The organism is Paraburkholderia saeva, assembly GCF_907164555.1.
GTDB lineage: Bacteria > Pseudomonadota > Gammaproteobacteria > Burkholderiales > Burkholderiaceae > Paraburkholderia > Paraburkholderia saeva.
The window spans coordinates 1-25309 of record NZ_CAJQZC010000015.1 but is presented as its reverse complement, the minus strand read 5'-3'; the positions used below and the strand labels follow the sequence as shown (position 1 = coordinate 25309).

Genomic DNA, 25309 nt, shown 5'->3' with positions numbered 1-25309 from the left:
CTAGAATCCGAGGGTTATCCCTTATAAAAGCCCACGCTACCATGAAGCTCTTTTCCCATATCGCTGCAGGCGCACTGCTCGGCGCGCTGCTCGCCCCCGCCGCTTTCGCACAGACGGCAGCGCAGTCTTACGATCCTTCGGCGCCGAAGACCCGCGCCGAAGTCAAGGCGGATCTCGTGGCCTGGCGTGCTGCCGGTTACGATCCGCTCGACTGGATCGACTATCCGGTAAATGCCCAGCAGGCAGGCGCCATTGTCGCCGCGCGACGTGCGCAATCCATGGGTGCCGGCGCCACGCCTGCTACCAGCCAGCAATAAACCTGCAGAAAACCAGTAACAGGCCACGCCCTGTGGCATCGGTCGCGCTATCCTGAGTCGGGTATCATCACGCCCCTTCGACTCCGGAAGCCGACACGATGCAAATCTGGGTAGACGCGGACGCCTGTCCGGTCGTCATCAAGGACATGCTGTTTCGCGCCGCACGGCGCGTTAGCGTGACCGTCACGCTGGTCGCAAACCAGTTCCTGCGTGTTCCCCCGTCTCCCCTGATCCGCACGATCCAGGTGCCCGCCGGCGCCGATGCCGCCGACGACCTGATCGCTGAGCGCGTTCAGGTGGGCGACCTCGTCATCACCGCCGACATCCCGCTTGCCGCAGCCGTACTGCAGAAAAACGCGCACGCGCTCGATCCGCGCGGCAACTGGTACAGCGCGGGCACGATCGAGGAACGCCTGCGCATGCGCGCGATGCTCGACCAGTTGCGCGGCAGCGGTATCGACACGGGCGGCCCCTCCGCTTTCAGCGCACGCGATACCAAAACCTTCGCCGGAGAACTCGACCGGTGGCTCTTGCGTCATGCGCCGCGGCCTGTTCCGCCTTCTTCCGCGCCAGGCGATACGTCGGCGCCTGACGGCGATCCGCAAGGTCCGCACGAAGGCTGAAACACGTCAACCCGTGTTGCACCGCCTCCACGAAGCACGCGACAGAGTGCTCCCTGACCATCAATCGTGTTTACAATCCGCCCGTAGCGTGCGGTCGTAACGGGCCTGCCCGGATCAAGGGACCGCTCATCATAAGAACACCATCAGGACACAACGAGAGACGCACTCATGGACTCCGTAAAACGCTATTTCGGCTTCGACGAAGCCGGTACCAATCTGCGCACGGAAGTGCTGGCAGGTGTGACCACGTTCCTCACGATGGCCTACATCATTTTCGTGAATCCGGCGATTCTCGGCGATGCAGGCATGCCCAAGGACGCCGTGTTCGTCGCCACCTGTCTCGTGGCCGCGCTGGCCACGCTCATCATGGGGCTCTACGCGAACTATCCGATTGCCTGCGCGCCAGGCATGGGACTCAACGCGTATTTCGCCTACACCGTCGTGAAGGGCATGGGTTTCACCTGGCAGGCGGCACTGGGCGCCGTGTTCATCTCCGGATGCCTGTTCCTGATCGTGACGCTCTTCCGGGTGCGTGAAGTCATCGTCAACGGCATTCCCCATTCGATACGGATCGCCATCACGGGCGGTATCGGCCTCTTTCTCGCGATCATCTCGCTCAAGTCCGCGGGTATCGTGGTGGGCAATCCGGCGACGCTCGTGACGCTCGGCAACCTGCACGACGCGCATGTGGTTCTCGCGATCGTCGGCTTCTTCGCGATCGTCACGCTCGACTTCCTGCGCGTGCGCGGTGCGATCCTGATCGGTATTGTGGGCGTGACGATGCTCAGCTTTTTCTTCGGCGGCAATCATTTCAACGGTGTCGTGTCCGCGCCGCCCTCGATCGACGCGACGCTCTTTCACCTCGATATTCGCGCCGCGCTCTCGGGTGGCGTGCTCAACGTGATTCTCGTGTTCTTCCTCGTCGAACTGTTCGACGCAACCGGGACGTTGATGGGGGTCGCGAACCGCGCGGGGCTGCTCGTGGAAGGCAAGATGCATCGTCTGAACAAGGCGCTGCTCGCCGACAGCACCGCGATTCTGGCGGGTTCGATGCTCGGGACGTCGTCGACGACTGCGTATATCGAAAGCGCGTCCGGCGTGCAGGCCGGCGGCCGCACGGGCGTGACGGCGATTACCGTCGGCGTGCTGTTCCTCGCGGCGCTGTTTTTCGCGCCGCTTGCAGCTGTCGTGCCGGGATACGCGACCGCGCCGGCACTCCTGTATGTGTCGTGCCTGATGCTGCGCGAAATGGCCGACCTGCCGTGGGACGATGCCACGGAAGTCGTGCCGGCCGCCCTCACCGCGCTCCTGATGCCATTCACGTATTCGATCGCCAACGGCGTCGCGTTCGGCTTTATCTCCTACGCCGGGCTGAAACTCCTGACGGGCCAGGCGCGCAAGGTAAAGCTCGTTGTCTGGATCATCGCGGCCGTTTTTCTGTTCCGCTATTTCTATCTGGGCTCCGAATAGGCCCTTTCCGGGCTCGCACGCTGCGACGCATGCTTTGACCGCACTGCGGACGTGATCTGTCATTGCAGCTTCAGTGGGGGCAAATCAGCTGGGCGAACGTCAGCGCCGCCATGTTCGATGGCGGCGGTCACACCGACTCAGGGCGTACTGCGCGACCTAATTGCGCAGGTTAGCCTCGTAGAAACGCACATAGCCGCTGCGCAGCACGAGACACTGCGCGCGCGTTTCGGACAGCAACCGGCGCGTTGCAGCTTCGATGCGTTCACGGTGCGTGGAGAATGCGCCGACCATGTCTTCAAGACGCGTCGATGCGGCCCCGTAGTGGTCTTCCAGCGTTTCGGCGGTAATCATGCACTCGACCCTCTCCCCATCGACCATTGCCGGGAATGCCAGGGTAAGTTCTTGTCCCGAGTATTCAGGGGTTTCGTTCAGGAAAATGATCTGCATGGGAATCGCCTTTCGGGTGACGAACAATCAATCGGGGCCACACATGTGTGCTAAAAGCGCCTCCTGACCGGTTACATGCGTGGATGACAGCCGCGCAAGTCCGTAACGTGACACGCCGGGCGGCTGATTTTATTCACTTTAGACGACTTCTGCCGGGCCGCAAGTTTTACATTCCACGCCCACGATATCGGTAAAGGCCCCAACGGCCACCGGCCCTTGCCGGCCGTGGATTCCGGCAGTTCCAGCCGTTTCGTTGCGACCGGTGATCGCGCGGCCTCGCGTGCGGCGCGCCCCGTTTTCTCCCGCATGTGAAGCGCGAAACGCTTCTTGTATGATGGGGAATCCATCCGCTGCCATGCTGCAGTGCGCCATGAACAGCTGCTGCGATTCGCGAGGCGATGTATCTTGCGAACGTATTCGGGAAAAACCGGAGACATGCATTGACGCAACGCCAATCGACGCCGCCCGTAACGGCGCTTCCGGATGTCATCGCAACGGCTCACGCGCGTTCGCAGAGCGTCGGGCTGCGCGCATCCGAGGCGCCCGACTTTCATCCGCTGCGCCGCCCCGCATTGCGCGAACTCGTCGAACGCAATCACGCGCTGTACGCGCATGCGCTGCCGGTGATGGAGACGCTGTACGCGCAGATCGTCGACACGCAGAGCATGGTGCTGCTCACTGACAACGAGGGCGTGATCCTGCACAGCTTCGGCGATAGCGACTTCGTCGAAAAGGCGAATCGTGTTGCGTTGCGCGCGGGTGTGTCGTGGGCCGAATCGGATCGCGGCACGAACGCGATCGGCACGGCGCTCGTGGACGGACAGCCGACAGTCATACACGCCGACGAGCATTTCCTTCACGCGAACCGCATTCTCACCTGCTCGTGCGCACCGATTGCCGATCCGTTCGGCCGCACGATCGGCGCGCTGGATGTGAGCGGCGACACGCGCGGTTTTCACAAGCACACGCTGGCGCTCGTGCGGATGTCCGCGCAGATGATCGAAAACGTGATCTTCGCGAACCAGTTCGCCGACGCCATTCGTATCCATTTCCACGCGCGCGCCGAATTCATCGGCACGCTGTTCGAAGGGCTCGCCGCGTTCACGCCGGACGGCCGGTTTCTCTCCGCCAATCGCAGTGCGCTGTTCCAGTTGGGACGGCCACTCGCGATACTGCAAACGCAGACCTTTTCCGAACTGTTTGGCATGGCGCTGCCAGCGCTCTTGAACCACACGACGTACAAACCGGGCGAATGCACGACGCTCATGCTGCCAAGCGGCGTGCGCGTCATCGCGCGCGGCGAATACGCGGCAGGCGCGCAACGGGCGTTTCGCGGGCCTGCAGAGGGTGGCTTCGATACGGCCGCGCGAGCCGCACGCCGCGCGCGCCCGGCGAATGCGCCAGCTCAGGATGTGACGTTCGCGACGCTCGACACCGGCGACGCCCAGATGTCGACGGTGCTTCGGCGCGTCGAGAAAGTGCGCGGCCGCGACATTCCGATTCTGGTGCTCGGGCAGACCGGCACTGGCAAGGAATGGCTTGCGCGCGCAATCCATAACGATTCGCCGCGTCGTGAGGCACCGTTCGTCGCAGTGAACTGCGCGTCGCTGCCCGATACGTTGATCGAAGCCGAGCTGTTCGGCTACGAAGAGGGCGCGTTTACTGGCGCAAAGAAACGCGGCAGCGTCGGCAAGATCGTTCAGGCGGACGGCGGCACACTCTTTCTCGACGAAATCGGCGACATGCCGCTCGCGCAGCAGGTGCGACTCATGCGCGTGCTGCAGGAGCGCAACGTCGTGCCGCTTGGCGGAACGCGCGCGATTCCCGTCGATCTGCGCATTGTCTGCGCGACGCATCGCAACCTGCGCGCGATGATCGAAGCCGGCACGTTTCGCGACGATCTGTATTACCGCATCAACGGTCTTGTCGTGACATTGCCCACGCTTTGCGAACGGACGGATCTCGCTGCACTGATTGCGCGCATGCTCGATCTGCAACGCGACTGCGACGCGATTCCCACGCGTGTTTCGGGCGCTGTGCTCGAACGCTTCCAGCGGTGCCGCTGGCCGGGAAACCTGCGGCAAATGGCGAACGTGCTGCGCACGGCGGCGATCATGGCCGAAGGCGAGGACGAGATCGGGCTCGAGCATCTGCCTGACGACTTCCTGCAGGATTGTGACGCGGTACCGAAAGAAAACCGCGTGTCGCCGACGATGCTGCCATCGCACGGCGCCAGCGAAACACCTGGGAACATGCAGGACTGGCAGGCTGCGCTCATCGAGCAGACGCTTGCGCGCAACGAAGGCAACGTGTCGGCAACAGCCCGTGAACTCGGACTTGCACGAAATACGGTCTACCGTTATCTGCGGCAGCGTCGCACGCATTGAAGCGTGCAGTGCGCGCAACGCGTTTTCGGCTCGCATGACGTGACGGCTTGCGCTAAGCTGCCACGTTTTGCACACCGTCTCGTGATTGCCGCGAACCCGTTATGCCCTGCCGATTCTTTTTCGAACCTCATTCAGGCCGCCGCGCAGGTATGGGCCGCGACGCGCCTGCGACGTCGCATGAAAAAAGACCGCACGGGTTAGACGATGTCTGAGCGCGCACAACCCTTCTTCGTGCGCATCGAGCCTTTAGGGAAAACGTTCGAGGCGCCGGATTCGCTGACCGTGCTCGAGGCCGCCGGCTTCGCCGGCTTGCGGCTACCGAGATCGTGCCGCAACGGCACATGCAGGACATGCCTGTGCCAGATGAAAGAAGGCCAGGTTCGATACACGATCGAATGGCCTGGCCTTACCAGGGAAGAAAAGGCCGAAGGCCTGATTCTCCCCTGCGTGGCGATCGCCGCGTCGGATCTGGTGATCGAAGTGCCCGATGTCGTCGGACTCCAGCCATCCTGAACACGAACTCACATGCGCGAACCCAGTGCGCGCTCGATCTTCTGATCGGTCTTGTACTGGCTCAATGCGTAGACCGACCAGATTGCAGCCGGAATCCAGCCAATCAACGTGACCTGAAGAATCAGGCAGATGATCCCGGCGAACGGACGCCCGATCGTGAAAAACTGAAACCACGGCAGGATAATCGCAAGCAACAGACGCATGTATGTTTCTCTTTGTGCAAATCGCGCGTTGAAAACACGCGGTTGATCAATCGATCGGCGTAAACCGCGAAACGGTTGCGCCTTCGTGTTCGACAGGCTCGAAGAACACCGAGGCCGGCCGGGTCCAGATCGTACCATTCGCCGCGCGATAGACGATCATCGTGACGTCCGGGTCCGACTCGAGCGTCGCCTCGCAGACCAGTTCGTAGATGCCGCCTTTGTAGTGCCGGTAGCGCACGGATTCTCTCCTGTTCAGTGATTGCAGCAGCATGCGGGGCGCGCGATTTTCAGCTCGCGTTTTCCTTCATCTGCTTCAGATGCTTGTAGACGGTTGCGCGCCCCATACCCAGCACGGCGGCCACATAGTTCGCCGAACTCTTGCCGCGGAATGCGCCTTCGGCGTAGAGCGCCTCGACGAGTTCGCGCCTGTGGTCACGCGTCAGTGCATTGAGGCCGATCTGCCGTTCACGCAGCCAGCCATGCAGAAACGTGTTGATGCGATCCTGCCAGTCGTCGCGGAACAGCTCGTCAGGCTGCGCGACGATGCCCGCGCCCTTGATAAAGAGGTCGAGCGTCGAGCGCACGTCTTCGAATACCGCGATATTGAAGTTAATGCACATCATGCCCGCGGGCTTGCCTTCGTCGTCGAACAGCACGTTGCTCACGCAACGCATGCGGCGGCCGTCCCAGTTCAGCTTTTCATATGGGCCGATCACCCGTTCGCGCGCGGAGTGATCGACTTCCTCGAGCGCCGAATCGTCGCCGATTTCACGCCGCGACAGGTTGTTCGCGAGATAGAGCACCGTCTGGTCGCGCAGATCGTGGATGACCACCTCGGCGTACGGAAAAAAGAGCGTCGCGATGCCGTCCGCGAGCGGGGCGTAACGGTTGAGCAGCAGGTCTTTGACAGGTGACGACTTTTTCTTGCGCATGGGTTCTATAGGCACGTGGGGCGGATCGGAACGCGCTGCCATGCTCCGGCAGTGCTGGCTCGCGCGGAGGAATCGTCGCCACCCGGAAGGTTTCTGTCAAGCATCGCGCGGCCCGCGCAGACGCTGCAGCAGGCCGTACGCGATCGCCACATCTTCGAGGCCAAGACCGATCGAGCGGAAAAAGACCGGCTTTTCGTACGACGGAACCGGGCATGTTCCGCAAAACAGTTCGGGCAGATCGCCCGCCACGCGCTGCGCCGACCAGCCATGCCGTTCGGCGGCCAGCTTCATTTCGCCCGCGCTGCCGGGCGTCGTGCGGCGGTAGTCGCAATAGACGTCCATATCCGTGAGCCACGCGGGATCGATCTCGTGCGCGTTCACAACGTTCGTGCTGATCGACGTGACGAGCGCCGGCTTCGTGATCGTGCCTCTCTGCAGCACAGGTGTGCCCGACGACGTGCAAAGCATCACGACGTCCGCATCGCGCACGCAGTCTTCCACACTCGCGCTGAATGTCGCGCGCGCGTCGATAGCGGAAAACGCGGCCTGCTTCGCGGTATTGCGCGACAGATCGGGCGAAAACACGCGAATCGATTCCCATGGCCGCAGTCGCGCAACATGCCGCAGATGCGCCTGCGCAATCGCGCCGGAACCGACGATCGCCAGATGCCGCGCGCCGGCCGCAGCGAGGTGCCCGACTGCAAGCGCGGTGGTGCCTGCGGTGCGTTCGGTTGTCAGCAGTCCCGCGTCACACCACATGAGCGGCTGCCCCGTCTCCATCGACATCAGCGCGGTCCATGCTGTCACGATCGGGCGGCCGGCCGTCACGATATACGGCGAGAGCTTGGCGCCGAACACTTTCGCCTGCGCCATCGCGCCGAGATACGTGATGAAGTCGCCGGCCTGTGCGGGAAAAAGCGTGAGCGTCTGCGGCGGCTGCACGGCGTTGTCCTCGCCCAGCGCGCGGAACATCGCGGCAAGCGTGCTCTGTACATCCAGCGAGGGAAGCACGCCCCGCACCGTGTTTTCATCGACGATCAGCGGCGTAGTGAATTCATTCCTGCTCATACGTATATCTCCAGATCGGGGTGCCCGCCAAGAGCGGGTTGCGCATTTCAAATTGTAGACATAGAGTCTACTATAGACAATTCGAACCCGATTCCATGGAATCCCTAATAGTCCACGATAGACTTTCCGTCTATATTTCGTCCACAGGTTTACCGTTTTCACGTTTCTACCCTGACTCGCAGTTCCACCCTTCGCCCAGGAACCGTTCATGAAACTCAAGCTTTCTCTTTGCCTCGCAGTCGCATTCGCCGGTCTCGCGAACACTGCCCATGCCGCCGACACACTGCGCTTCGGCGTCGAGGCCGCCTACCCCCCGTTCGAGAGCAAAAGCCCGTCGGGCGAACTGCAGGGCTTCGACATCGATGTCGGCAACGCCGTCTGCAAGAAAATGAACGTGAAATGCGTGTGGGTCGAAAACTCGTTTGACGGCCTGATTCCCGCGTTGCAGGCGCGCAAGTTCGACGTGATCAATTCGGCCATGAACATCACCGGCAAGCGCAAGCAGAGCATCGATTTCACGCCGCCGGTCTATGTCGTGCCGATCGTGATGGTCGCGAAGCGCGATTCGAAGCTGCTGCCCAACGTGAAGAGCCTGCAGGGCAAACGGGTGGGCGTGCTGCAGGGATCGTCCCAGGAAGACTTCCTGAAACAGCACTGGGCGACGGCGGGCGTTTCCGTCGTGTCGTATCAGGATCAGGACCAGGTCTACGCCGACCTCGTCGCGGGCCGGCTGGACGCAGGCGTGCAGGAAGCCCAGACCGTGCAGGACGGCTTTCTCGGCAAACCGGAAGCGCGCGACTTCGCCATTCTCGGCGAGCCGCTGAGCGACCCCGCAACGCTTGGCGAAGGTACGGGGCTGGGTCTGCGCAAGGGTGATCAGGCGTTGAAATCGAAAGTGGTTGCCGCGCTCGATTCGCTGAAGAAGGACGGCACGCTGAGCGCCCTCTCGCAGAAATATTTCAAACGCGACATCATTGCGAAATAAGCCAGTCCTGATTAGAGTCGACGGCTTCGAGCCGCGTTGCGCGCGGCGCGAAGCCGGAACTGGCGGCATATGATCGCGCCGGCCGACGCACACGGCGCGGCCGCCATGTCCTCTACCCCCTGTTCAGGCGCACCCGCGGAGCCTATGGATTTCGACGTTATTGTTCTCGGAGCCGGCATTGTCGGCGTTTCTTCAGCGCTGCATCTGCAGGATCGTGGCAAACGCGTCGCACTGGTCGACCGTCGCGGCCCCGGCGAAGAAACGAGCTTCGGCAATGCGGGTTTGATCGAGCGCTCGTCGATCGTGCCGTACGGTTTTCCGCGAAACCTCGGCACGCTGCTGCGCTATGCGCGCAACGATTCGACCGATCTCTACTGGGACTACAAGGCGATTCCTTCGTACGCGTCGTGGCTCGCGCGTTTCTGGTGGGAATCGTCGCCGGCGCGGCTCGCCAGCGCCGCGCGCGACATGCTGCCGCTCATCCAGCGCTGCGTGACGGAACACGATGCGCTGATCGCGCGGGCAGGCCTCGGCGCGCTCGTTCACGACGGTGGCTGGATCGAGGCCTTTCGTACGCAGTCGGCGTTCGACACCGAAGCGCCGGCCGCCGAAATCGCCGCGCGTGAAAACGGCCTGCGTGTCGTGGCGCTCGACGCCGCGGCACTGCGTGCGCGCGAGCCCGGTCTTGCCGAAGGATTCCGGGGCGCGCTGCACTGGCTGGACCCGAAGAGCGTCGGCAGCCCCGGTGCGCTGACGAAGGGTTACGCACGCCTGTTCGAGGCGGGCGGCGGCGCAATCCTCACGGGCGACGCCACCTCGCTGCATACTGAAGATGACGCCTGGACAGTGCAGACCGCAGCCGGCCGGATCAGCGCGAAGGAAGTCGTGGTCGCGCTCGGCCCGTGGTCGGATACGGTCTTCGGTCCGCTTGGCTACCGTATTCCGCTGCGCGCGAAGCGCGGCTATCACATGCACTACGAGCCGGCGCGGCAGATCCTGTCGGTGCCGGTTGTCGACACGGAAAAGGGCTATGTGGTCGCGCCGATGCAGGGCCGGCTGCGGCTCACTACGGGCGTCGAAATCGCGCGACGCGGCGCGCCGCCGACAGGTGTGCAACTCGAACGTGCGGAGCGCATCGCGAAGCCGGTGTTCGGCCTCGGCGCGCGTACCGACGCGGCGCCGTGGCTCGGCATGCGTCCTTGCACGCCTGACATGCGGCCCGTCATCGGCCCTGCGCCGCGCCATCGCGGGCTGTGGTTCGCGTTCGGACATAACCACCACGGCCTGACGCTCGGCCCCGTCACGGGGCGCCTGCTCGCCGAAATGATGACGGGCGAGGCGCCGTTCACCGATCCACGTCCGTACCGGCCGGAACGGTTTGACTGAAACGCCCGTAACACAGGGCCTGCGGCGAAAAACCGGCACATCCGTTTGTCGGACAGCCGCGCACCGCGTGCCTTTGCGGACATCCACGGATTTTTGTCCGGTTGGCGGCACACTAATGGCGTGCGATAAATGGCGATCGTTTTTCAGGAGCGACACGATGGCCACGCTGGAAGCGTTCCGCGCCGTGCTCGACGACACCGGCACACCCGAAATCATCAAGAACCACATCATCGATTCGCTGCAGTACGCGTTGCGCAATCACGGACAGATATTCACGGCGAAAGAAGTCGAATGGCTTGCCGCGTGGGACGACGCGCGCATCCCTCTCGCCGCTTCGCGCGAGCTGAAAAAACGCGAACCGGAAAAAATGAACTGATGCGGGTTTCCCGCGCAAACAGGATCCCGCGGGCGGCGCACGTGGACGTTGACGGCGTCCGCGCCGGATCGCCGCCCGAAGGCGCGCTGTAGAACGTCTTTACGCCGCAACCCGCCGGTGTGGGAAACTTTTTGCTATCCAAGGTGGCGCATTTAGTGCATCATATTGAAATAGCTGTACTTCGAATTTGTGGTACTGGCAGTATCGATCGGCACCAACCGGCGTCTCCGCAATACCCCCGACAGTTCGACCGCCGCCCGTCGGCGATCCCGTCACTCCGGCAATGCGCTTGTCGCGCTTATGGCGCATTCGCTGTCGCGAGTCGTGCTTTTTCATGCGCCCAGTGCCCACGCGGCATCGGCGTGTTTCTTCTCCATCGAATCCGCGAATCGGCGCGGCTGAGCGCAAGTCTCGTTGAAGCGGGCTGGCGCGATTCTTTTTTCGTGCGGCGCGCCGTCAGGCTGCACCGCCAGGCCAGTCGTTACCGTGCGTCACGCGCGGGACATGCTGGCCACGTATTACAGGACATAGTGTTTTATGACTCAAGCTGTCAGAACCTACAAAGGCTTTGAAATTCACCCGCTCGTGTATCCGCGTCGTCATTCCGACGAGCAGACGCGACGCAACCCCGACGCCGGCTACGAAGCGTCGGTGCGCATCTGCCGTGTTGGCGCGAACCCGTCGGCCGATGGCCGCGTGTTCCGGCTGCCGCATCTGTGGCCGTTCGAAGGCACGGGCAAGGCGCGTCTCGCGTGCATGGCGCACGCCGAGCAGCTGATCGACGGCCGCGTGGACGGCCAGACGGTCGCCGATCTTTGAGCGGCACCGTTTGCATTGATTGACGGGCGCGCCACGGCGCTGCCTTTTACCGCATCACACGCTTCGCCGGCATCCGGTCGAAGCGGCCCAAACTCATTGACCAGGAGCTATGCATGGCGAAAGAAGAACTGCTTGAACTGGACGGTATCGTCGACGAAGTACTTCCGGATAGCCGTTACCGCGTGACGCTCGACAATGGCGTCGTGGTAGGCGCATATGCGTCCGGACGCATGCGCAAGAATCACATCCGTATTCTCGCGGGCGACCGCGTGACGCTGGAACTGTCGGTCTATGACCTGACGAAGGGCCGTATCAACTTCCGCCACAAGGACGAACGTGCCGGCGGTGGTGGTGGCGGCGCCCGCAGCTCGCAATTCCGTCGGCGCTAGGCCGGCCGTAGCGGCCCCACGCAAGTCGTTGGGGTAGCCGCTGCTGCACTTATCGTTCGTGGGTCCGTCGGGTGCATCCGTTATTCGCTGAACAGCGCGACAGGATTGCTGCCAGATTGCAGGCGGACCTGCGCAACGACACGCGCCTCGAGCTCTTCGAGGTGAACGCGCATCGCATCCAGTGCAACGCGCAGTTTGCCTGCATCGATTGCCGCGATAATCTGCGCGTGCTCATCGGCGGAACAGGTCGATCCTTTCGATGGATCGTACAACGCCTTGTACAACTCGGTCTTTCCGACCAGTTGCATCACCAGACCCAGCAATTCCGTGCCGCCCGCCAGTTCCGTCAACAGAACGTGAAACTGCCCGGCGAGGCGCACCGTTTCTTCGACGCGGCCCGCATGCTGCGCCTTCTCTTCCTGACGCACATGTGCGGTGAGACGCCGCTTCTGCTGCACCGACAAAGCCCCGCATAACGAGGCGACCACGCCCGCCTCCACGATCTGCCGCGCGCGATACACCTGCCGGATGTCCTCTTCCGAAGGCGCCGGCACGAACGCGCCGCGATGCGCTTCAAGCACGAGCTTCCCTTCGAACCCCAGCCGCGCCAGCACTTTGCGCAATGCGCCACGCGTGCAGCCAAACGCCGCCGCGAGATCGCGCTCGACGAGCTGCGTGCCCGGACGCAGTTTGCCCTGCAGCAACGCAGCGGTGATCGACGCATAAATGCGTTCTTCGATACTGATCGACGTGGGCGCGTCAACTGCAGCAGGTGATGCCGTTTCGGCGGTCGAAGGCAAACGGCGGGCGCGTGTGGTCATAAGCGGGCGAATGGCGGCAGGCATGACGGAGTCTGGCGGCATTGTAGCGACAGGTGCGCCCGCCGGCCATCTACTGCTGCATGCCTTGCACCGGAAATACCAGGTATAGATTTCTGGTTAACCATATTACGGTAAAATGGTTAACCATAATGGTTAACCGAAATATGCCGATGCGTGCTGCGGGAGACCCTTATGCAGGTCATGCATCCCCGTTTTCACTCCTCCCGACAATGGTCCCATGAGTCAATCGCCTTCCACCGCCCGCCCATGTGCAGATACGCTCCGTCCCGCTCCGGCCGCGCGGGCACTAATCTGGCGTGACGCCGTGTGGTTGTGCGCGATCGTGGTTGTCGGCGTCAATCTGCGGCCGCTTCTGAGTTCGATCAGCCCGCTGATGGCGACGATTCGCGAGGCGACCGGCCTGAGCTTTTACGGCGCATCGCTTTTGACGAGTCTGCCGGTCGTCGCCATGGGGATCGGCGCATTCGGCGCAGGCGTACTCACGCGGACAATCGGCGAAACGCGCGGTGTTGCACTGGGTCTTCTCGCGATCGGACTTGCGTGCGCCGCGCGCTGGTCGGCGGAAACCGGCGTCGTGCTGCTGTTCTCAGCGGCGCTCGCGGGAGTCGGCGTCGCGTCGATCCAGGCGCTGCTGCCGGGCGTGATCAAACAGCGCTTCGGCGCGCGTGTGCCGCTGGCGATGGGCGTGTTCTCGGCGTCGATCATGGGCGGCGGCGGGTTCGGCGCAGGACTCAGCCCGTGGATCGCCGAGCTAGCCGGCTCCTGGCAAGCCGCGCTCGCCATCTGGGCGCTGCCGGCGTTCGTGGCGCTCGTTTGCTGGCTTTGCCTGAACCGGAAGCGCCCGGCAAACGCGTTGTCCGCCGTCGGTCATGACGCGCCGCTGCCCGCCATCAGTCTTGTATGCAACCGGCGCGCGTGGGCGCTGGGACTGCACTTCGGACTCGTCAACGGCGGCTATACGAGCCTTGTCGCATGGTTGCCCGCGTACTACCAGCAGCACGGCGCCAATGTCGCGACGAGTGGCTCGCTGCTCGCCAGCATGACCGTGTTTCAGGCTTCGGCCGCGCTCTTGCTGCCGCTTGCCGCGGCGTCGTTCCGCGACCGGAGGCCGTGGCTTGTCGCGGGCCTCTCCGCGCAGCTTGCGGGTATCGTGGGGCTCACCGCATGGCCTGAAGCGGCGCCCCTGCTGTGGGTCGCCCTTGCGGGCGCGGGCCTCGGCGGCACATTCGCGCTGACGCTCGTCACCACACTCGATCACTCCGGCGATCATCGGCTTGCCGCCCGCCTCGTCGCCTTTGTGCAGGGCGTGGGTTTTGTCGTCGCAGCGGCGGCGCCCATGCTGGCGGGCTTCGTGCGCGACCTGACGGGGACCTTCACGGCTGCGTGGATCATGCTCGCCGTGAGCATCTCCGCGATGATCGCGCTGACGTTCGTGTTTTCTCCTCGCAGTTACGATCGGGCGATGACGCGGAACGTTGGACCAAAATCCTCCGCATAAACTCGCCAGAAGATTCGCCACGGCCCCTATAAACATCTGTAAATAAAGATCTTTTCCCCGTTTTTTAGCGACGGAATGATCCGCCAGGCGATCCGCCAGCGGCCGCCTTGGAAGCGTCTTTTTCGAAGCGTCGCGGAGTCGAACACCGCCTGAACCTGCCCAGGATGAGTGGCCGCCTTCGCGCGCCACGAACGCGCCCGTCCGCGCTAACTCTGTGCGGCGACGCACCCGGCGCACTGCTGCGGTGCACCACACGGCTCGCCCCAGGTTTCACGAAACCCAGGCCCAGCAAGGCTTTGCGCCGATGCGGCAAGATGGCATGGCTGTTGCTAAATAGCTATCGCTCCCTTGCAACGGCGCAGGGACGCAGAAACTGGACACCGCGCGCAGCGCGCGGACCACGCAGCGAAACGGCACACCGTGCCGTACATCGGTCGGGCAATGGCGTTCGACGTTTGTCGTATCCGGCACTTCATCCGGATACGATCCGACGACGGAACTATCATGGACCGCAGCTTCTGGCGTAACGGCCACACCCCCACGCTGTTTTCCGCATTCCTCTATTTCGATCTGAGCTTCATGGTCTGGTATCTCCTCGGACCGCTGCAGATCCAGATTGCCCACACCTTGTCGCTCACGACCCAGCAACGCGGTTTGATGGTCGCCACCCCGATTCTGGCCGGCGCGATCCTGCGTGTGTTCATGGGCATGCTCGCCGATCGCATCGGCGCGAAGCGTGCGGGCCTGATCGGTCAGGTGCTCGTGATCGCAAGTCTGCTCGTCGCATGGCGCACCGGTGTGCATTCGATGGGCCAGGTGCTGCTGTTCGGCGCATCGCTGGGTGTCGCGGGTGCGTCGTTCGCGGTGGCCTTGCCGCTCGCCTCGCGCTGGTATCCGCCGCATCAGCAAGGCACTGCAATGGGCATCGCCGGTGCGGGAAATTCCGGCACGGTGCTTGCCGCGTTGTTCGCACCGGTGCTGGCCGTCGCGTTCGGCTGGCAGAACGTGTTCGGCATTGCGTGCATTCCGCTCGTCGCCGTGCTGCTGTTCTATACGGTGAGCGCGAAGGACGCGCCGGGCGTCGTCACCCACAAGCATCTGCGTGACTACGCCCGCATGCTCGCGAATCGCGACGCGTGGTGGTTCATGTTCTTTTACGCGCTGACGTTCGGCGGCTTCTCAGGCTTCGCCAGCGCGCTGCCCGGCTACTTCCACGACCAGTTCGGTTTCGATCCGAAACTGGCCGGCTGGGCCACGGCTGCGTGCGTGTTCGCAGGCTCGGTGATGCGTCCGTTCGGCGGATTGATGGCCGATCGCGTCGGTGGCACGCGTTCGCTCCTCAGCGTATTCGCGGCCGTCGCGGTGCTGATCGGTCTCGCGGGTTTCGGCGCAGGCGGTCCGTTCGTCACCCTGCCGCTCTTCATCGCTGCGATGCTGTGTCTCGGTGCAGGCAACGGCGCCGTGTTCCAGCTCGTACCGCAGCGCTTCGCGAAAGATATCGGCGTGATGACCGGCCTGATCGGCATGGCGGGCGGTGTCGGCGGCTTTGCGCTTGCGGCGAGCCTGGGCTCGATCAAGCAGGCCACAGGCGACTATTCGATGGGTCTCTGGCTCTTTGCCGCCCTCGCCGCGCTCGGCTGGGCCGGCATGAGCAACGTGAAGCGCCGCTGGCGCAGTGCGTGGTCGGTTGCAGCCGCACGCGTCTGAACAGGAAGACACCATCATGAACAAACCTCGCCTCGTTGTTATCGGCAACGGCATGGCCGGCATCCGTACGATCGAAGAACTGCTGACGATCGCGCCAGGCCATTACGACATCACTGTATTCGGCTCGGAGCCGCATCCGAACTACAACCGCATTCTGCTTTCGCCCGTGCTCGCCGGTGAGCAGGCATTCGGCGACATCATTCTGAATTCCGTCGAGTGGTATCAGGAAAACGACATCACGCTGCATCTGGGCAAGACGATCGAACGCATTGACCGCGTGAAGCGCATGGTCGTTGCCGACGACGGCACCGAAGCGCCCTACGACCGTCTGCTGGTCGCGACCGGCTCCACGCCGTTCATCCTGCCCGTGCCGGGCAAGGATCTGAAAGGCGTGATCACCTATCGCGACATCCGCGATACGCAGACGATGATCGATACCGCTGCGGTAAAGCGTCATGCGGTCGTGATCGGCGGCGGTCTGCTCGGCCTTGAAGCCGCAAACGGACTGAAGCTGCGCGGCATGGACGTGACCGTCGTGCATCTGGCCGACACGCTGCTTGAGCGTCAGCTCGATTCGACTGCGGGCAGGCTGCTGCAACGCTCGCTCGAAGAACGTGGCCTGTCGTTTCTACTCGGCAAATCGACGTCGGAAATCGTGGGTAACGAAGCGGGCGAAGTCAGCGGCGTCCGCTTCAAGGATGGCGATACGGTGCCCGCCGATCTCGTCGTGATGGCAGCCGGCATCCGTCCGAATACGGCGCTGGCCGAAGCGGCCGGCCTCTATTGCAATCGCGGCATTGTGGTGAGCGATTCGTTGCAGACGTACGACCCGCGCATCTACGCCGTCGGCGAATGCGTGAGCCATCGGGGCATTGCGTACGGTCTCGTTGCGCCGCTCTTCGAGCAGGCCAAAGTCTGCGCGAACCATCTCGCGCTGCTCGGTATCGGCAGCTACAAGGGTTCTGTTCTTTCGACGAAACTCAAGGTCACCGGTATCGATCTCTTTTCCGCCGGCGATTTCATGGGCAGCGAAGGCACCGAGGAAATCGTGCTGTCCGATCCTTCGGGCGGCGTCTACAAGAAGCTCGTCATCAAGGACGATCAGCTTGTAGGTGCGTGCCTGTATGGCGATACCGCGGATGGCGCATGGTATTTCAAGCTGCTGCGTGAAGGCCGTAAGCTCGGCGAACTGCGCGACCACATCATGTTCGGCGAATCGAACGTGGGCGATTCGGGCGTACAGGGCCAAAGCCGCGCTGCCGCGATGGCCGACAGCGACGAAGTGTGTGGCTGCAATGGCGTTTGCAAAGGCACGATCGTCAAGGCGATCACGGAAAAAGGCCTCTTCACGCTCGACGAAGTCCGCAAGCACACCAAGGCGTCAAGCTCGTGTGGTTCGTGCACGGGTCTTGTCGAACAGATCCTGATGAGCACGGTCGGTTCCGACTTTCAGGAAACGCCGAAGACCAAGGCGATCTGTCATTGCACCGAGCACAATCATGGCGACGTGCGCAAGGCGATCCGCGACCATCATCTGGTCACGCATCGCGAGGTGTACGACTTCCTCGAATGGCGCACGCCGAACGGCTGTGCGACCTGCCGCCCCGCGATCAACTATTACCTGCTCTCCACATGGCCGCGCGAAGCCGTCGACGATCCGCAAAGCCGCTTCGTGAATGAGCGCGTGCACGCGAACATCCAGAAAGACAACACGTTCTCGGTGATTCCACAGATGAAGGGCGGCGTGACGAATGCAGCCGAACTGCGCCGCATCGCGGATGTCGCCGACAAATACAACGTGCCGATGGTGAAGGTCACGGGCGGCCAGCGGATCGACCTGCTGGGCATCAGGAAAGAAGATCTGCCCAACGTATGGAAAGACCTCGGCATGAAGTCGGGCCATGCCTACGGCAAATCGATCCGTACCGTGAAAACGTGCGTGGGCAGCGAGTTCTGCCGCTTCGGCACGCAGAACAGCACGCAGATGGGGATCGATCTGGAAACGATGCTCGCGAACATGTGGTCCCCGCACAAGGTGAAGCTCGCCGTTTCCGGCTGCCCGCGTAACTGCGCGGAAGCAGGCATCAAGGACGTCGGCGTGATCGCGGTGGATAGCGGCTGGGAACTGTATGTGGGCGGCAACGGCGGCATCAAGACGGAAGTCGCGCAGTTTCTCGTGAAGGTGAAAACGTCCGATGAGGTCAAGGAATATTCAGGCGCGTTCCTTCAGCTCTATCGCGAGGAAGCGTGGTATCTCGATCGTACCGTGCACTACATCGAGCGCGTGGGCCTCGACTACATCAGGAAGAAGGTCGTAGACGATACGGCGAACCGCAAGGCGCTGTACGAACGGCTGATGTATTCGCTGGAAGGTTTGCCTGATCCCTGGGAAGCACGTATTGCCGGCAGGCAGAAGCATGAATACATCCCGCTGAAAATCGTGGCGTAAGGACGGCATCATGGACATGAAAGTGACTCAGGAATGGACCCGCATCTGCGACGTCGCGGATATTCCCCCGCTTGGCAGCCGCGTGCTCGAACGTGAAAGCGGCAACGTGGCGATTTTTCGCACCGCGCAGGACAAGGTGTTTGCCCTCCTCGACCGCTGTCCGCACAAGGGCGGTTCGCTCTCGCTCGGCATCGTGCACGGCGAAAGCGTGACCTGCCCGCTGCACGCATGGAATATCGATCTTGCAAGCGGTCAGGCGCGCGCGCCCGATGAGGGCTGCGCGCGGCATTTTCCGGTGCGCGTCGATGCGGATGGTTCCGTTTATCTCGGCCTCAGCTGACCGGGCGCGGAGATACGATGAAGACCGTTACCCGTTCCACCTGCTGTTTCTGTGGCGTCGGCTGCGGCGTGCTGATCGAAGCGGAAAATGGCCGCATTACCGGCGTTCAGGGCGACCCCGATCATCCGGCGAATTTCGGCAAGCTCTGCACGAAAGGGATGTCGCTCGCGCTGACCGCGCAAAGCGAAACGGGTCGCGCGACGATGCCTGAAATGCGGCTGCAACGCGACATGCCGCGTGAACAGGTTGAATGGTCGGTCGCACTCGATACCGTCGCGGCGCGCTTTGCCGAAGTGGTCGAACAGCACGGCCCGGATGCGGTCGCGTTCTACGTATCGGGCCAGTTGCTGACAGAAGACTATTACGTCTTCAACAAGCTCGCCAAGGGTCTGCTCGGCACGAACAACATCGATACGAATTCGCGCCTGTGCATGTCGAGCGCGGTCACGGCGTACAAGATGGCGCTTGGGGCCGATGGTCCGCCCACCTGCTACGACGATCTGGACCATGCGAAAACCGTGCTGTTCGCGGGCAGCAATATGGCATGGGCCCATCCTGTGCTGTTTCGCCGCCTGGAAGAAGCGAAAGCGGCCGATCCGTCGATCCGCTGGATTGTGATCGATCCGCGCCGCACCGATACGGCGGCGATGGCCGATCTGCATCTGCCGATCCAGCCGGGCACCGATGTCGCGCTCTTCAACGGGATGCTGCATCACCTGATCTGGGAAGGCCTCGTCGATCGTAATTTCATCGAACAGCACACCGCCAGTTTCGACGCGCTAAAAGCGCTGGTGCGCGATTTCACGCCACGCATGGTTGCGGGAATCTGCGGCGTCACCGAGCGCGAGATCATGCAGGCGGCCGAATGGTTCGGTGCGAGCGATGCCGCGCTTTCGCTCTACTGCATGGGACTCAACCAGTCGAGCCACGGCACCGACAAGAATCTCGCACTGATCAACCTGCACCTCGCCACCGCGCAGATCGGCCGCGCTGGCGCGGGACCGTTCTCGCTCACCGGTCAGCCCAACGCGATGGGTGGACGCGAGGTGGGCGGCATGGCAACGATGCTCGCGGCACACCGCGAGATCAGCAACGCGGCGCATCGCGACGAAGTGGCGCGGCTATGGGGCGTGTCGCAACTGTCGGACCGCCCCGGCCTGCCCGCAGTCGACATGTTCGAAGCGCTGCACGCGGGCAGGATCAAGGCCATCTGGATCGCCTGCACGAACCCGGCTCATTCGATGCCCGATATTCCGCGCGTTCGCGAAGCGCTCGCAAAGGCTGAATTCGTCGTCGTACAGGAAGCGTTCATGCTGACCGACACGGTGCCGTTCGCCGACGTCGTGCTGCCTGCTGCGACGTGGGGCGAAAAATCCGGCACGGTCACCAATTCGGAGCGCCGCATTTCGCGCGTGCGCGCTGCTGTCGAAGCGCCGGGTCAGGCGAAGCCCGACTGGTGGATCGTCAATGAGGTCGCGAGGCGAATTGAAGCGCGCAACGAGGCGCCAAAAACACTGTTCGCCTTTGAGAATCCCGAAGACGTGTTCAACGAACATCGAACGCTGACCGAAGGGCGTGACCTCGATATCGGCGGCCTCACCTGGTCGATACTTGAAGAAAGCGGCCCACAGCAATGGCCATTTCGTGCGAAAGCCCTGCAAGGCGAGGCACGCCGCTATACCGATGGGGTCTTTGCAACACAGGACGGCCGCGCGCGTTTTCATGCAACCCACTATCTGCCGGTTGCGGAAGCGACGAGCGCACGTTTCCCGTTTCGTCTGCTAACGGGACGCCTGCGCGATCAATGGCATGGCATGAGCCGCACGGGCCGCATCGGCAAACTGTTTTCGCACGCGCCGGCACCGGCGCTCAGCATGCAGCGTGGCGATGCCGCGCGTCGCGGCTTTCGTGAAGGCGACCTTGTCCGCGTATCGAGCCGGCGCGGCAATCTCGTGTTGCCGGTGCAACTGACCGATGACGTACAGTCTGGCACCGTATTCGCGCCGATGCACTGGAGCGCGCAATTTCTCGCAAGCGGCGGCATCAACGAAACGACCGTACCGGCGGTCGACCCTGCTTCGTTTCAACCGGAACTGAAGCACGCGGCGGTGCGTATCGAGCCGGTCGAGCTGCCGTGGCGGCTGGTCGCCGCCCGCCGCGGCGACGTGCTCGCGCTACAGGCCGCCGTGCAGCCGCTCCTGAAGGAATGCAGCTACGCTGCCATCAGCATCGAAGAGGACGACCTGATCGTGTTGCGCGCGGCGCACGGGAATGCGCCGGCGGACTGGCTGCCGCGTCTCTACGAGGCGCTCGATCTTCCCGTCGGCGAAGACACGCTCGAATACCGCGACGCGCGACGCAGCCTTGACAGGCGCGTCGTATGGCGCGAGAACATCATCGACGGCTTCGTTTTCGCCGGCGACGTCGCGAACGCCGAGGCCCTGCTCGCACGCCTGTGCGACGCCGCACCGTGGTCCGGGCCGCGCTTCGCGGTATTCTCTACCCAAAAGCAGACAAACGTCGCGCGCGATCGCGTGGTGTGCAACTGCATGCAGCTTGGCGAATCCCGCATCCAGGCAGCGATTGCAGCGGGCGCGACCCTGCCGGAACTGAAATCGAAGCTCGGCTGCGGCACGGTCTGCGGGTCGTGCGTCCCCGAACTGAAACGGATGTGCGAGGCGACTGCCGTTGCAACCTGAACCTCCTGAAACGGCCGATAACAACAGGCGAAAGATGCTGCGTGTACTGCTCGTCACCGACACCGACAAACCCATCGGCGACCTGCGCGATGCGCTCGCGCGGCTCGGCTATGACATGCTTGCCGAAACCGCAACGCCTGAAGCGTTGCATCGTGTCGTCCAGAGCGAGCGGCCTGATGTGATCATCATCGACACCGAGTCGCCCTCCCGCGATACGCTCGAACAGCTCTCGGTGATGAACGCCGCGGCGCCGCGCCCCGTTCTGATGTTCAGCCCCGATGCAAACCAGCAGTTGATCCGCGATGCCGTCGGCGCGGGCGTCACGGCGTATCTGGTGGAAGGTCTTGCGACGGAGCGGCTCGCGCCGATTCTCGAGGTGGCGCTCGCGCGCTTCGCGCAGGAATCGCAGTTGCGCGAACGTCTCGCGCAGGCGGAAAACGAACTGGCGGAACGCAAGCTGATCGACCGCGCCAAACGCCTGCTGATGGATCAGCAGAAAATGACCGAAAACGCCGCTTACGCCACGCTGCGCAAACGTGCGATGAACCAGGGCGTCAAACTCGCCGAGATCGCGCGTCAGTTGATCGCGGCGGCGGAATCGTCCCAATGATGGCTCGCTCATGAACGCATCTGATCAACACTCTCATTCCGACGCGCCGGCCAGGCTCGAGAAGACGCATCTGCGGCTTGGCTTTGTCGCGCTAAGCGACGCAGCGCCACTCGTCGCCGCCAAGCTGCTCGAGTTCGGCCACGCCCACGGCCTGACGCTTGAGCTCTGCCGGCAACCGTCATGGGCCGCCGTGCGCGACAAGCTCCTCTCTGGCGATCTGGATGCGGCGCACGCGCTTTACGGCCTCGTTTATGGTGTCCAGCTTGGCCTCGGCGGTCCGCAAACGGACATGGCCGTGCTGATGGTGCTCAACCGCAACGGCCAGGCCATTACCGTATCGAACCGGCTTGCCGCCGCGCTCGACGAGCACGGCACGCTGCCCGCGGCCCTGCGCACACTGGGACGCAAACCGGTTTTCGCGCAGACGTTCCCCACCGGCACGCACGCCATGTGGCTGTACTACTGGCTCGCCGCGCAAGGGGTTCATCCGCTGCGCGATATCGAGAGCGTCGTTATTCCGCCGCCGCAGATGGTCGGCGCGCTCGCGGAAGAGCGGCTCGACGGCCTGTGCGTGGGTGACCCGTGGAATGCCGTTGCAGAAGCGCAGGGCGTGGGCCGCACCGCTGCGTACAGCAGCGAAGTCTGGCCCGATCATCCAGAGAAGGTGCTCGCGTGCCGGCGCGATTTTGTCAGCGCTCATCCCAACACGTCACGCGCGCTCGTGCAAACCATGCTCGAGGCGTGCCGCTGGCTCGACGACGCCGGTCATCGAAACGAAATCGCGCAAAGGCTCGCACAACCGGAATTGCTCGGCGCACCCGAAGCCCTGATTGCGGCACGACTGGGCACTGAAGCGGCCAGTGCAACGCGCCTGCCTGTGCGCTTTTTCGAAGGTGGCGCAGTCAACTATCCGCGTGCGTCCGATGGCGTGTGGTTTCTCACGCAATATGAACGCTGGGGCATGATCGCGCAGCGCGACGACTACACGGCTATCGCGACTGCAATCAACCAGACCGCGCTCTATCGGGAAGCGGCGGAGCGTATGGGCCTCGCGGTGGCCGCAAACGAAGCGCCGCAGGTGCTGATCGACGGCCGCGTCTGGGACGCAGGCAAACCGGAAACGTATGCACAGCGATTTGACATACGCGCCTGACGACAGCTAGTACGCGAACTTCAGATAGCTTTCCGCGTCGGACAGCGCGCCTGCGTCGTCCACCTGTGGCATGTAACGCAGCAACCGTTTCGAGCGGGGGCTCAGCGCCTGGAGCACATCGCGCGGTACATCGATATGCACTTCGGGCCGGAAATACCAGCTACGGCTATAGCCGATCACAACCATCGGACGCGGCAGTGGCGTGCGGTTCGGCGTACCGCGATGGAGCGCCCGCACATCGCGGATCATTACATCGCCGAGTTTCATCGGCACGGCCACAAGCGGATACTCACCCCGCCCGTATGCCGCCATCGCCTCTTCCTTGTTGACCCTGTGCGTGCCGAGCGTGGTTTCGAACGGCCCGTTCTCCGCGGTCACATCGCATAATGGAAAATTCACCGCCAGCTGGAACGATGGAGTTTCCGCTTCACCCTCGAAGAGTTCTGGCGTGTCGCGATGTACATCCTGGTAAGTGGACCCGGCAAGCGGTGTATCGGTTGCAAGCTGGCACATCACCGGATCAGGCCCGGCAATGCGTTCGACGATAGCAAGCACGTCGGGATCGCAGAAAATGCGCTCGTCTGCGAAAACACCCGCAAACGGCAGCGTAATGTAGTGCCGGTTCTCGCCTCGCACTGCCGTCGCCTTTGCTTCGATTCTCGCCTGCAACAACGGCGAGAACGCATGTTGCCATGCAGCGAGGATCGCCCCCTGGAAATGATTGCGCAATATCACCATACCGTCCCGTTCGAAATCGCGCGCGAACGCGGCGTGCTCTTCAGCGGTGTATCGACTCACAGTTGTCTCCGTTTCCCGTCCGGTTGCGCGTAGCGATGCTGGCTTCGCGCCGCTCGATTGACTACCATCACAAGATGGCTCTGTGCAGTGCAAAATACAGGCATCGGCCGCACCAGGAAGATTCTAATAGATGTGGCATCACCTCATCGCGACGGTTTTCAGGAGACAGACATGCGCAAGCTTCGTTCACAAAGCTGGTTCGGCAGGAATGACAAGGACGGGTTCATCCATCGTTCGTGGATGAAAAACCAGGGCATCCCGCACGACGAATTCGATGGTCGTCCGGTCATTGGCATCTGCAATACGTGGTCGGAGCTCACGCCATGTAACGCGCACTTTCGAGAACTCGCGGAATATGTCAAGAAAGGCGTGCGTGAAGCCGGCGGCTTGCCGCTCGAATTCCCCGTGATGTCACTGGGGGAATCCAATCTGCGCCCTACTGCAATGCTGTTCCGCAATCTCGCATCGATGGATGTCGAAGAATCGATTCGCGGCAATCCGATGGATGGCGTGATCCTGCTCGTCGGTTGCGACAAGACGACGCCGGCGCTGCTGATGGGCGCGGCATCGTGCAACCTGCCCGCGCTGGCGGTCTCCGGCGGCCCGATGTTGAACGGCCGCTTTCGCGGCAAGACCATCGGCTCGGGCACGGGCGTCTGGCAGATGTCGGAGGAAGTACGCGCCGGCACGATGACACAGGAAGAATTCACCGAAGCCGAATCGTGCATGAACCGCTCGCGCGGACACTGCATGACGATGGGCACGGCGTCGACGATGGCCTCGATGGTCGAGTCGCTCGGCATGGGTTTGCCGCATAACGCCGCGATTCCGGCGGTCGATGCGCGCCGTCAGGTGCTCGCGCACCTGGCCGGGCGCCGCATCGTCGACATGGTTCGTGAAGACCTGACGATGGACAGGATCCTCACGCGCCAGGCCTTTGAAAACGCGATCCGCACGAATGCGGCGATTGGCGGCTCGACGAATGCGGTCGTTCATCTGATCGCGCTCGCGAAGCGCATCGGCGTGGAGCTGTCGCTCGAAGACTGGGAACTCGGTTCGAACGTGCCGTGCCTCGTGAACCTGCAGCCTTCCGGCGAGTATCTGATGGAAGACTTCTATTACGCAGGGGGTCTGCCGGCGGTGCTGAAGCAGCTCGGCGAACAGGGCCTGCTGCATCGCGATGCGCGGACTGTCAACGGCAAGACGATCTGGGACAACGTGTCCAGCGCGCCCAATTACGACGAAAAGGTCATCACGACGTTCGCCGAGCCGTTCAAGCCGAAGGCAGGCATCGCGGT

Annotated in this window: 25 protein-coding genes; 18 read left to right on the top strand and 7 right to left on the bottom strand. The window is 62.9% G+C overall.

Translation table 11 applies throughout. From position 1 onward, the window contains the following. Positions 1-41 precede the first annotated feature (41 nt). From LPA36_RS27100 to LPA36_RS27090, 3 genes are all read left to right on the top strand, one after another. Positions 42-317: a DUF4148 domain-containing protein gene (locus tag LPA36_RS27100; RefSeq protein ID WP_228883487.1), complete on the top strand. Its 276-nt coding sequence runs from the start codon at positions 42-44 to the stop codon at positions 315-317. A gap of 98 nt (positions 318-415) precedes the next feature. Continuing rightward, complete coding sequence (locus LPA36_RS27095; RefSeq protein WP_228883485.1) at positions 416-940, top strand: YaiI/YqxD family protein; 525 nt, start codon at positions 416-418, stop codon at positions 938-940. Positions 941-1108: 168 nt separating this feature from the next. Next, the gene (locus tag LPA36_RS27090; protein WP_228883483.1) at positions 1109-2410 is read left to right on the top strand and encodes an NCS2 family permease; all 1302 of its coding nucleotides are present in this window, start codon (positions 1109-1111) and stop codon (positions 2408-2410) included. 156 nt (positions 2411-2566) lie between these two features. Here the strand turns inward: LPA36_RS27090 and LPA36_RS27085 are convergent, their stop codons facing one another. After that, entirely contained in the window at positions 2567-2857 is a 291-nt protein-coding gene (locus LPA36_RS27085) for a DUF1488 family protein (RefSeq protein ID WP_228883481.1), read from the bottom strand. A 440-nt stretch (positions 2858-3297) separates the two neighbouring features. Between LPA36_RS27085 and LPA36_RS27080 the strand changes: the two genes are divergently transcribed. Together LPA36_RS27080 and LPA36_RS27075 are read left to right on the top strand one after the other, a co-directional pair. Further along, a complete protein-coding gene (locus tag LPA36_RS27080; RefSeq protein ID WP_228883474.1) occupies positions 3298-5244 on the top strand; it encodes a sigma-54-dependent Fis family transcriptional regulator in 1947 nt (648 codons plus the stop codon). Between the two features lie 204 nt (positions 5245-5448). Continuing rightward, on the top strand, positions 5449-5757 hold the full coding sequence (locus tag LPA36_RS27075) for a 2Fe-2S iron-sulfur cluster-binding protein (RefSeq protein ID WP_228883471.1): 309 nt from the start codon (positions 5449-5451) through the stop codon (positions 5755-5757). An 8-nt stretch (positions 5758-5765) separates the two neighbouring features. Here LPA36_RS27075 and LPA36_RS27070 read toward each other — a convergent pair whose 3' ends face one another. The 4 genes from LPA36_RS27070 to LPA36_RS27055 form a co-directional block, all read right to left on the bottom strand. Then, positions 5766-5960: a YqaE/Pmp3 family membrane protein gene (locus LPA36_RS27070; RefSeq protein WP_228883469.1), complete on the bottom strand. Its 195-nt coding sequence runs from the start codon at positions 5958-5960 to the stop codon at positions 5766-5768. A gap of 46 nt (positions 5961-6006) precedes the next feature. Further along, complete coding sequence (locus tag LPA36_RS27065) at positions 6007-6231, bottom strand: DUF1653 domain-containing protein (protein ID WP_228883467.1); 225 nt, start codon at positions 6229-6231, stop codon at positions 6007-6009. A 16-nt stretch (positions 6232-6247) separates the two neighbouring features. Further along, positions 6248-6892: a helix-turn-helix transcriptional regulator gene (locus LPA36_RS27060; RefSeq protein WP_228883465.1), complete on the bottom strand. Its 645-nt coding sequence runs from the start codon at positions 6890-6892 to the stop codon at positions 6248-6250. A gap of 96 nt (positions 6893-6988) precedes the next feature. Then, a complete protein-coding gene (locus LPA36_RS27055; protein WP_228883464.1) occupies positions 6989-7960 on the bottom strand; it encodes an ornithine cyclodeaminase family protein in 972 nt (323 codons plus the stop codon). A 208-nt stretch (positions 7961-8168) separates the two neighbouring features. Here LPA36_RS27055 and LPA36_RS27050 point away from each other — a divergent pair, with 208 nt between their 5' ends. From LPA36_RS27050 to infA, 5 genes are all read left to right on the top strand, one after another. Further along, positions 8169-8945 carry an ABC transporter substrate-binding protein gene (locus tag LPA36_RS27050; protein ID WP_228883461.1) on the top strand — a complete coding sequence of 259 codons (777 nt, stop codon included), beginning with the start codon at positions 8169-8171 and terminating at the stop codon, positions 8943-8945. Between the two features lie 144 nt (positions 8946-9089). Beyond that, on the top strand, positions 9090-10331 hold the full coding sequence (locus tag LPA36_RS27045) for an NAD(P)/FAD-dependent oxidoreductase (RefSeq protein WP_228883460.1): 1242 nt from the start codon (positions 9090-9092) through the stop codon (positions 10329-10331). A gap of 157 nt (positions 10332-10488) precedes the next feature. Beyond that, positions 10489-10707, top strand: coding sequence for a hypothetical protein (locus tag LPA36_RS27040; RefSeq protein ID WP_228883458.1), 219 nt, complete (start codon positions 10489-10491; stop codon positions 10705-10707). Positions 10708-11244: 537 nt separating this feature from the next. Next, complete coding sequence (locus tag LPA36_RS27035) at positions 11245-11526, top strand: hypothetical protein (protein WP_090534236.1); 282 nt, start codon at positions 11245-11247, stop codon at positions 11524-11526. Positions 11527-11639: 113 nt separating this feature from the next. Further along, a complete protein-coding gene (infA, locus tag LPA36_RS27030; RefSeq protein WP_228883456.1) occupies positions 11640-11915 on the top strand; it encodes a translation initiation factor IF-1 in 276 nt (91 codons plus the stop codon). An 80-nt stretch (positions 11916-11995) separates the two neighbouring features. Here the strand turns inward: infA and LPA36_RS27025 are convergent, their stop codons facing one another. Continuing rightward, positions 11996-12736, bottom strand: coding sequence for a GntR family transcriptional regulator (locus tag LPA36_RS27025; protein ID WP_228883454.1), 741 nt, complete (start codon positions 12734-12736; stop codon positions 11996-11998). A 238-nt stretch (positions 12737-12974) separates the two neighbouring features. On the opposite strand from LPA36_RS27025, the gene LPA36_RS27020 reads away from it, so the two are divergent. The 7 genes from LPA36_RS27020 (at position 12975) to LPA36_RS26990 (ending at position 23213) form a co-directional block, all read left to right on the top strand. Continuing rightward, complete coding sequence (locus LPA36_RS27020) at positions 12975-14255, top strand: cyanate transporter (protein ID WP_228883448.1); 1281 nt, start codon at positions 12975-12977, stop codon at positions 14253-14255. Positions 14256-14759: 504 nt separating this feature from the next. Then, positions 14760-15962, top strand: coding sequence for a nitrate/nitrite transporter (locus LPA36_RS27015; protein WP_228883446.1), 1203 nt, complete (start codon positions 14760-14762; stop codon positions 15960-15962). A 16-nt stretch (positions 15963-15978) separates the two neighbouring features. Beyond that, entirely contained in the window at positions 15979-18411 is a 2433-nt protein-coding gene (gene nirB, locus LPA36_RS27010; protein WP_228883444.1) for a nitrite reductase large subunit NirB, read from the top strand. Between the two features lie 16 nt (positions 18412-18427). Continuing rightward, positions 18428-18751 carry a nitrite reductase small subunit NirD gene (nirD, locus tag LPA36_RS27005; protein ID WP_228883602.1) on the top strand — a complete coding sequence of 108 codons (324 nt, stop codon included), beginning with the start codon at positions 18428-18430 and terminating at the stop codon, positions 18749-18751. A gap of 17 nt (positions 18752-18768) precedes the next feature. Continuing rightward, positions 18769-21450 carry a nitrate reductase gene (locus LPA36_RS27000; RefSeq protein WP_228883442.1) on the top strand — a complete coding sequence of 894 codons (2682 nt, stop codon included), beginning with the start codon at positions 18769-18771 and terminating at the stop codon, positions 21448-21450. 34 nt (positions 21451-21484) lie between these two features. Further along, complete coding sequence (locus LPA36_RS26995) at positions 21485-22060, top strand: ANTAR domain-containing response regulator (protein ID WP_228883440.1); 576 nt, start codon at positions 21485-21487, stop codon at positions 22058-22060. A gap of 10 nt (positions 22061-22070) precedes the next feature. Continuing rightward, positions 22071-23213 (top strand): CmpA/NrtA family ABC transporter substrate-binding protein, encoded by a 1143-nt coding sequence (locus LPA36_RS26990; protein WP_228883438.1) that lies wholly within the window; start codon positions 22071-22073, stop codon positions 23211-23213. 6 nt (positions 23214-23219) lie between these two features. On the opposite strand, the gene LPA36_RS26985 is transcribed toward LPA36_RS26990, so the two are convergent. Then, positions 23220-24011 carry a phytanoyl-CoA dioxygenase family protein gene (locus tag LPA36_RS26985; protein ID WP_228883436.1) on the bottom strand — a complete coding sequence of 264 codons (792 nt, stop codon included), beginning with the start codon at positions 24009-24011 and terminating at the stop codon, positions 23220-23222. A 171-nt stretch (positions 24012-24182) separates the two neighbouring features. On the opposite strand from LPA36_RS26985, the gene LPA36_RS26980 reads away from it, so the two are divergent. Beyond that, positions 24183-25309 (top strand): dihydroxy-acid dehydratase (locus LPA36_RS26980; RefSeq protein ID WP_228883434.1); only part of this gene is annotated, 1127 nt, incomplete at its 3' end.

Bases quoted from the DNA above. Each gene is read 5' to 3' on its own strand.
- LPA36_RS27100 (WP_228883487.1), top strand. From the start codon at position 42: ATGAAGCTCTTTTCCCATATCGCTGCAGGCGCACTGCTCGGCGCGCTG.
- LPA36_RS27095 (WP_228883485.1), top strand. From the start codon at position 416: ATGCAAATCTGGGTAGACGCGGACGCCTGTCCGGTCGTCATCAAGGAC.
- LPA36_RS27090 (WP_228883483.1), top strand. From the start codon at position 1,109: ATGGACTCCGTAAAACGCTATTTCGGCTTCGACGAAGCCGGTACCAAT.
- LPA36_RS27085 (WP_228883481.1), bottom strand. From the start codon at position 2,857: ATGCAGATCATTTTCCTGAACGAAACCCCTGAATACTCGGGACAAGAA.
- LPA36_RS27075 (WP_228883471.1), top strand. From the start codon at position 5,449: ATGTCTGAGCGCGCACAACCCTTCTTCGTGCGCATCGAGCCTTTAGGG.
- LPA36_RS27070 (WP_228883469.1), bottom strand. From the start codon at position 5,960: ATGCGTCTGTTGCTTGCGATTATCCTGCCGTGGTTTCAGTTTTTCACG.
- LPA36_RS27065 (WP_228883467.1), bottom strand. From the start codon at position 6,231: ATGCTGCTGCAATCACTGAACAGGAGAGAATCCGTGCGCTACCGGCAC.
- LPA36_RS27060 (WP_228883465.1), bottom strand. From the start codon at position 6,892: ATGCGCAAGAAAAAGTCGTCACCTGTCAAAGACCTGCTGCTCAACCGT.
- LPA36_RS27055 (WP_228883464.1), bottom strand. From the start codon at position 7,960: ATGAGCAGGAATGAATTCACTACGCCGCTGATCGTCGATGAAAACACG.
- LPA36_RS27050 (WP_228883461.1), top strand. From the start codon at position 8,169: ATGAAACTCAAGCTTTCTCTTTGCCTCGCAGTCGCATTCGCCGGTCTC.
- LPA36_RS27045 (WP_228883460.1), top strand. From the start codon at position 9,090: ATGGATTTCGACGTTATTGTTCTCGGAGCCGGCATTGTCGGCGTTTCT.
- LPA36_RS27040 (WP_228883458.1), top strand. From the start codon at position 10,489: ATGGCCACGCTGGAAGCGTTCCGCGCCGTGCTCGACGACACCGGCACA.
- LPA36_RS27035 (WP_090534236.1), top strand. From the start codon at position 11,245: ATGACTCAAGCTGTCAGAACCTACAAAGGCTTTGAAATTCACCCGCTC.
- infA (WP_228883456.1), top strand. From the start codon at position 11,640: ATGGCGAAAGAAGAACTGCTTGAACTGGACGGTATCGTCGACGAAGTA.
- LPA36_RS27025 (WP_228883454.1), bottom strand. From the start codon at position 12,736: ATGACCACACGCGCCCGCCGTTTGCCTTCGACCGCCGAAACGGCATCA.
- LPA36_RS27020 (WP_228883448.1), top strand. From the start codon at position 12,975: ATGAGTCAATCGCCTTCCACCGCCCGCCCATGTGCAGATACGCTCCGT.
- LPA36_RS27015 (WP_228883446.1), top strand. From the start codon at position 14,760: ATGGACCGCAGCTTCTGGCGTAACGGCCACACCCCCACGCTGTTTTCC.
- nirB (WP_228883444.1), top strand. From the start codon at position 15,979: ATGAACAAACCTCGCCTCGTTGTTATCGGCAACGGCATGGCCGGCATC.
- nirD (WP_228883602.1), top strand. From the start codon at position 18,428: ATGAAAGTGACTCAGGAATGGACCCGCATCTGCGACGTCGCGGATATT.
- LPA36_RS27000 (WP_228883442.1), top strand. From the start codon at position 18,769: ATGAAGACCGTTACCCGTTCCACCTGCTGTTTCTGTGGCGTCGGCTGC.
- LPA36_RS26995 (WP_228883440.1), top strand. From the start codon at position 21,485: ATGCTGCGTGTACTGCTCGTCACCGACACCGACAAACCCATCGGCGAC.
- LPA36_RS26990 (WP_228883438.1), top strand. From the start codon at position 22,071: ATGAACGCATCTGATCAACACTCTCATTCCGACGCGCCGGCCAGGCTC.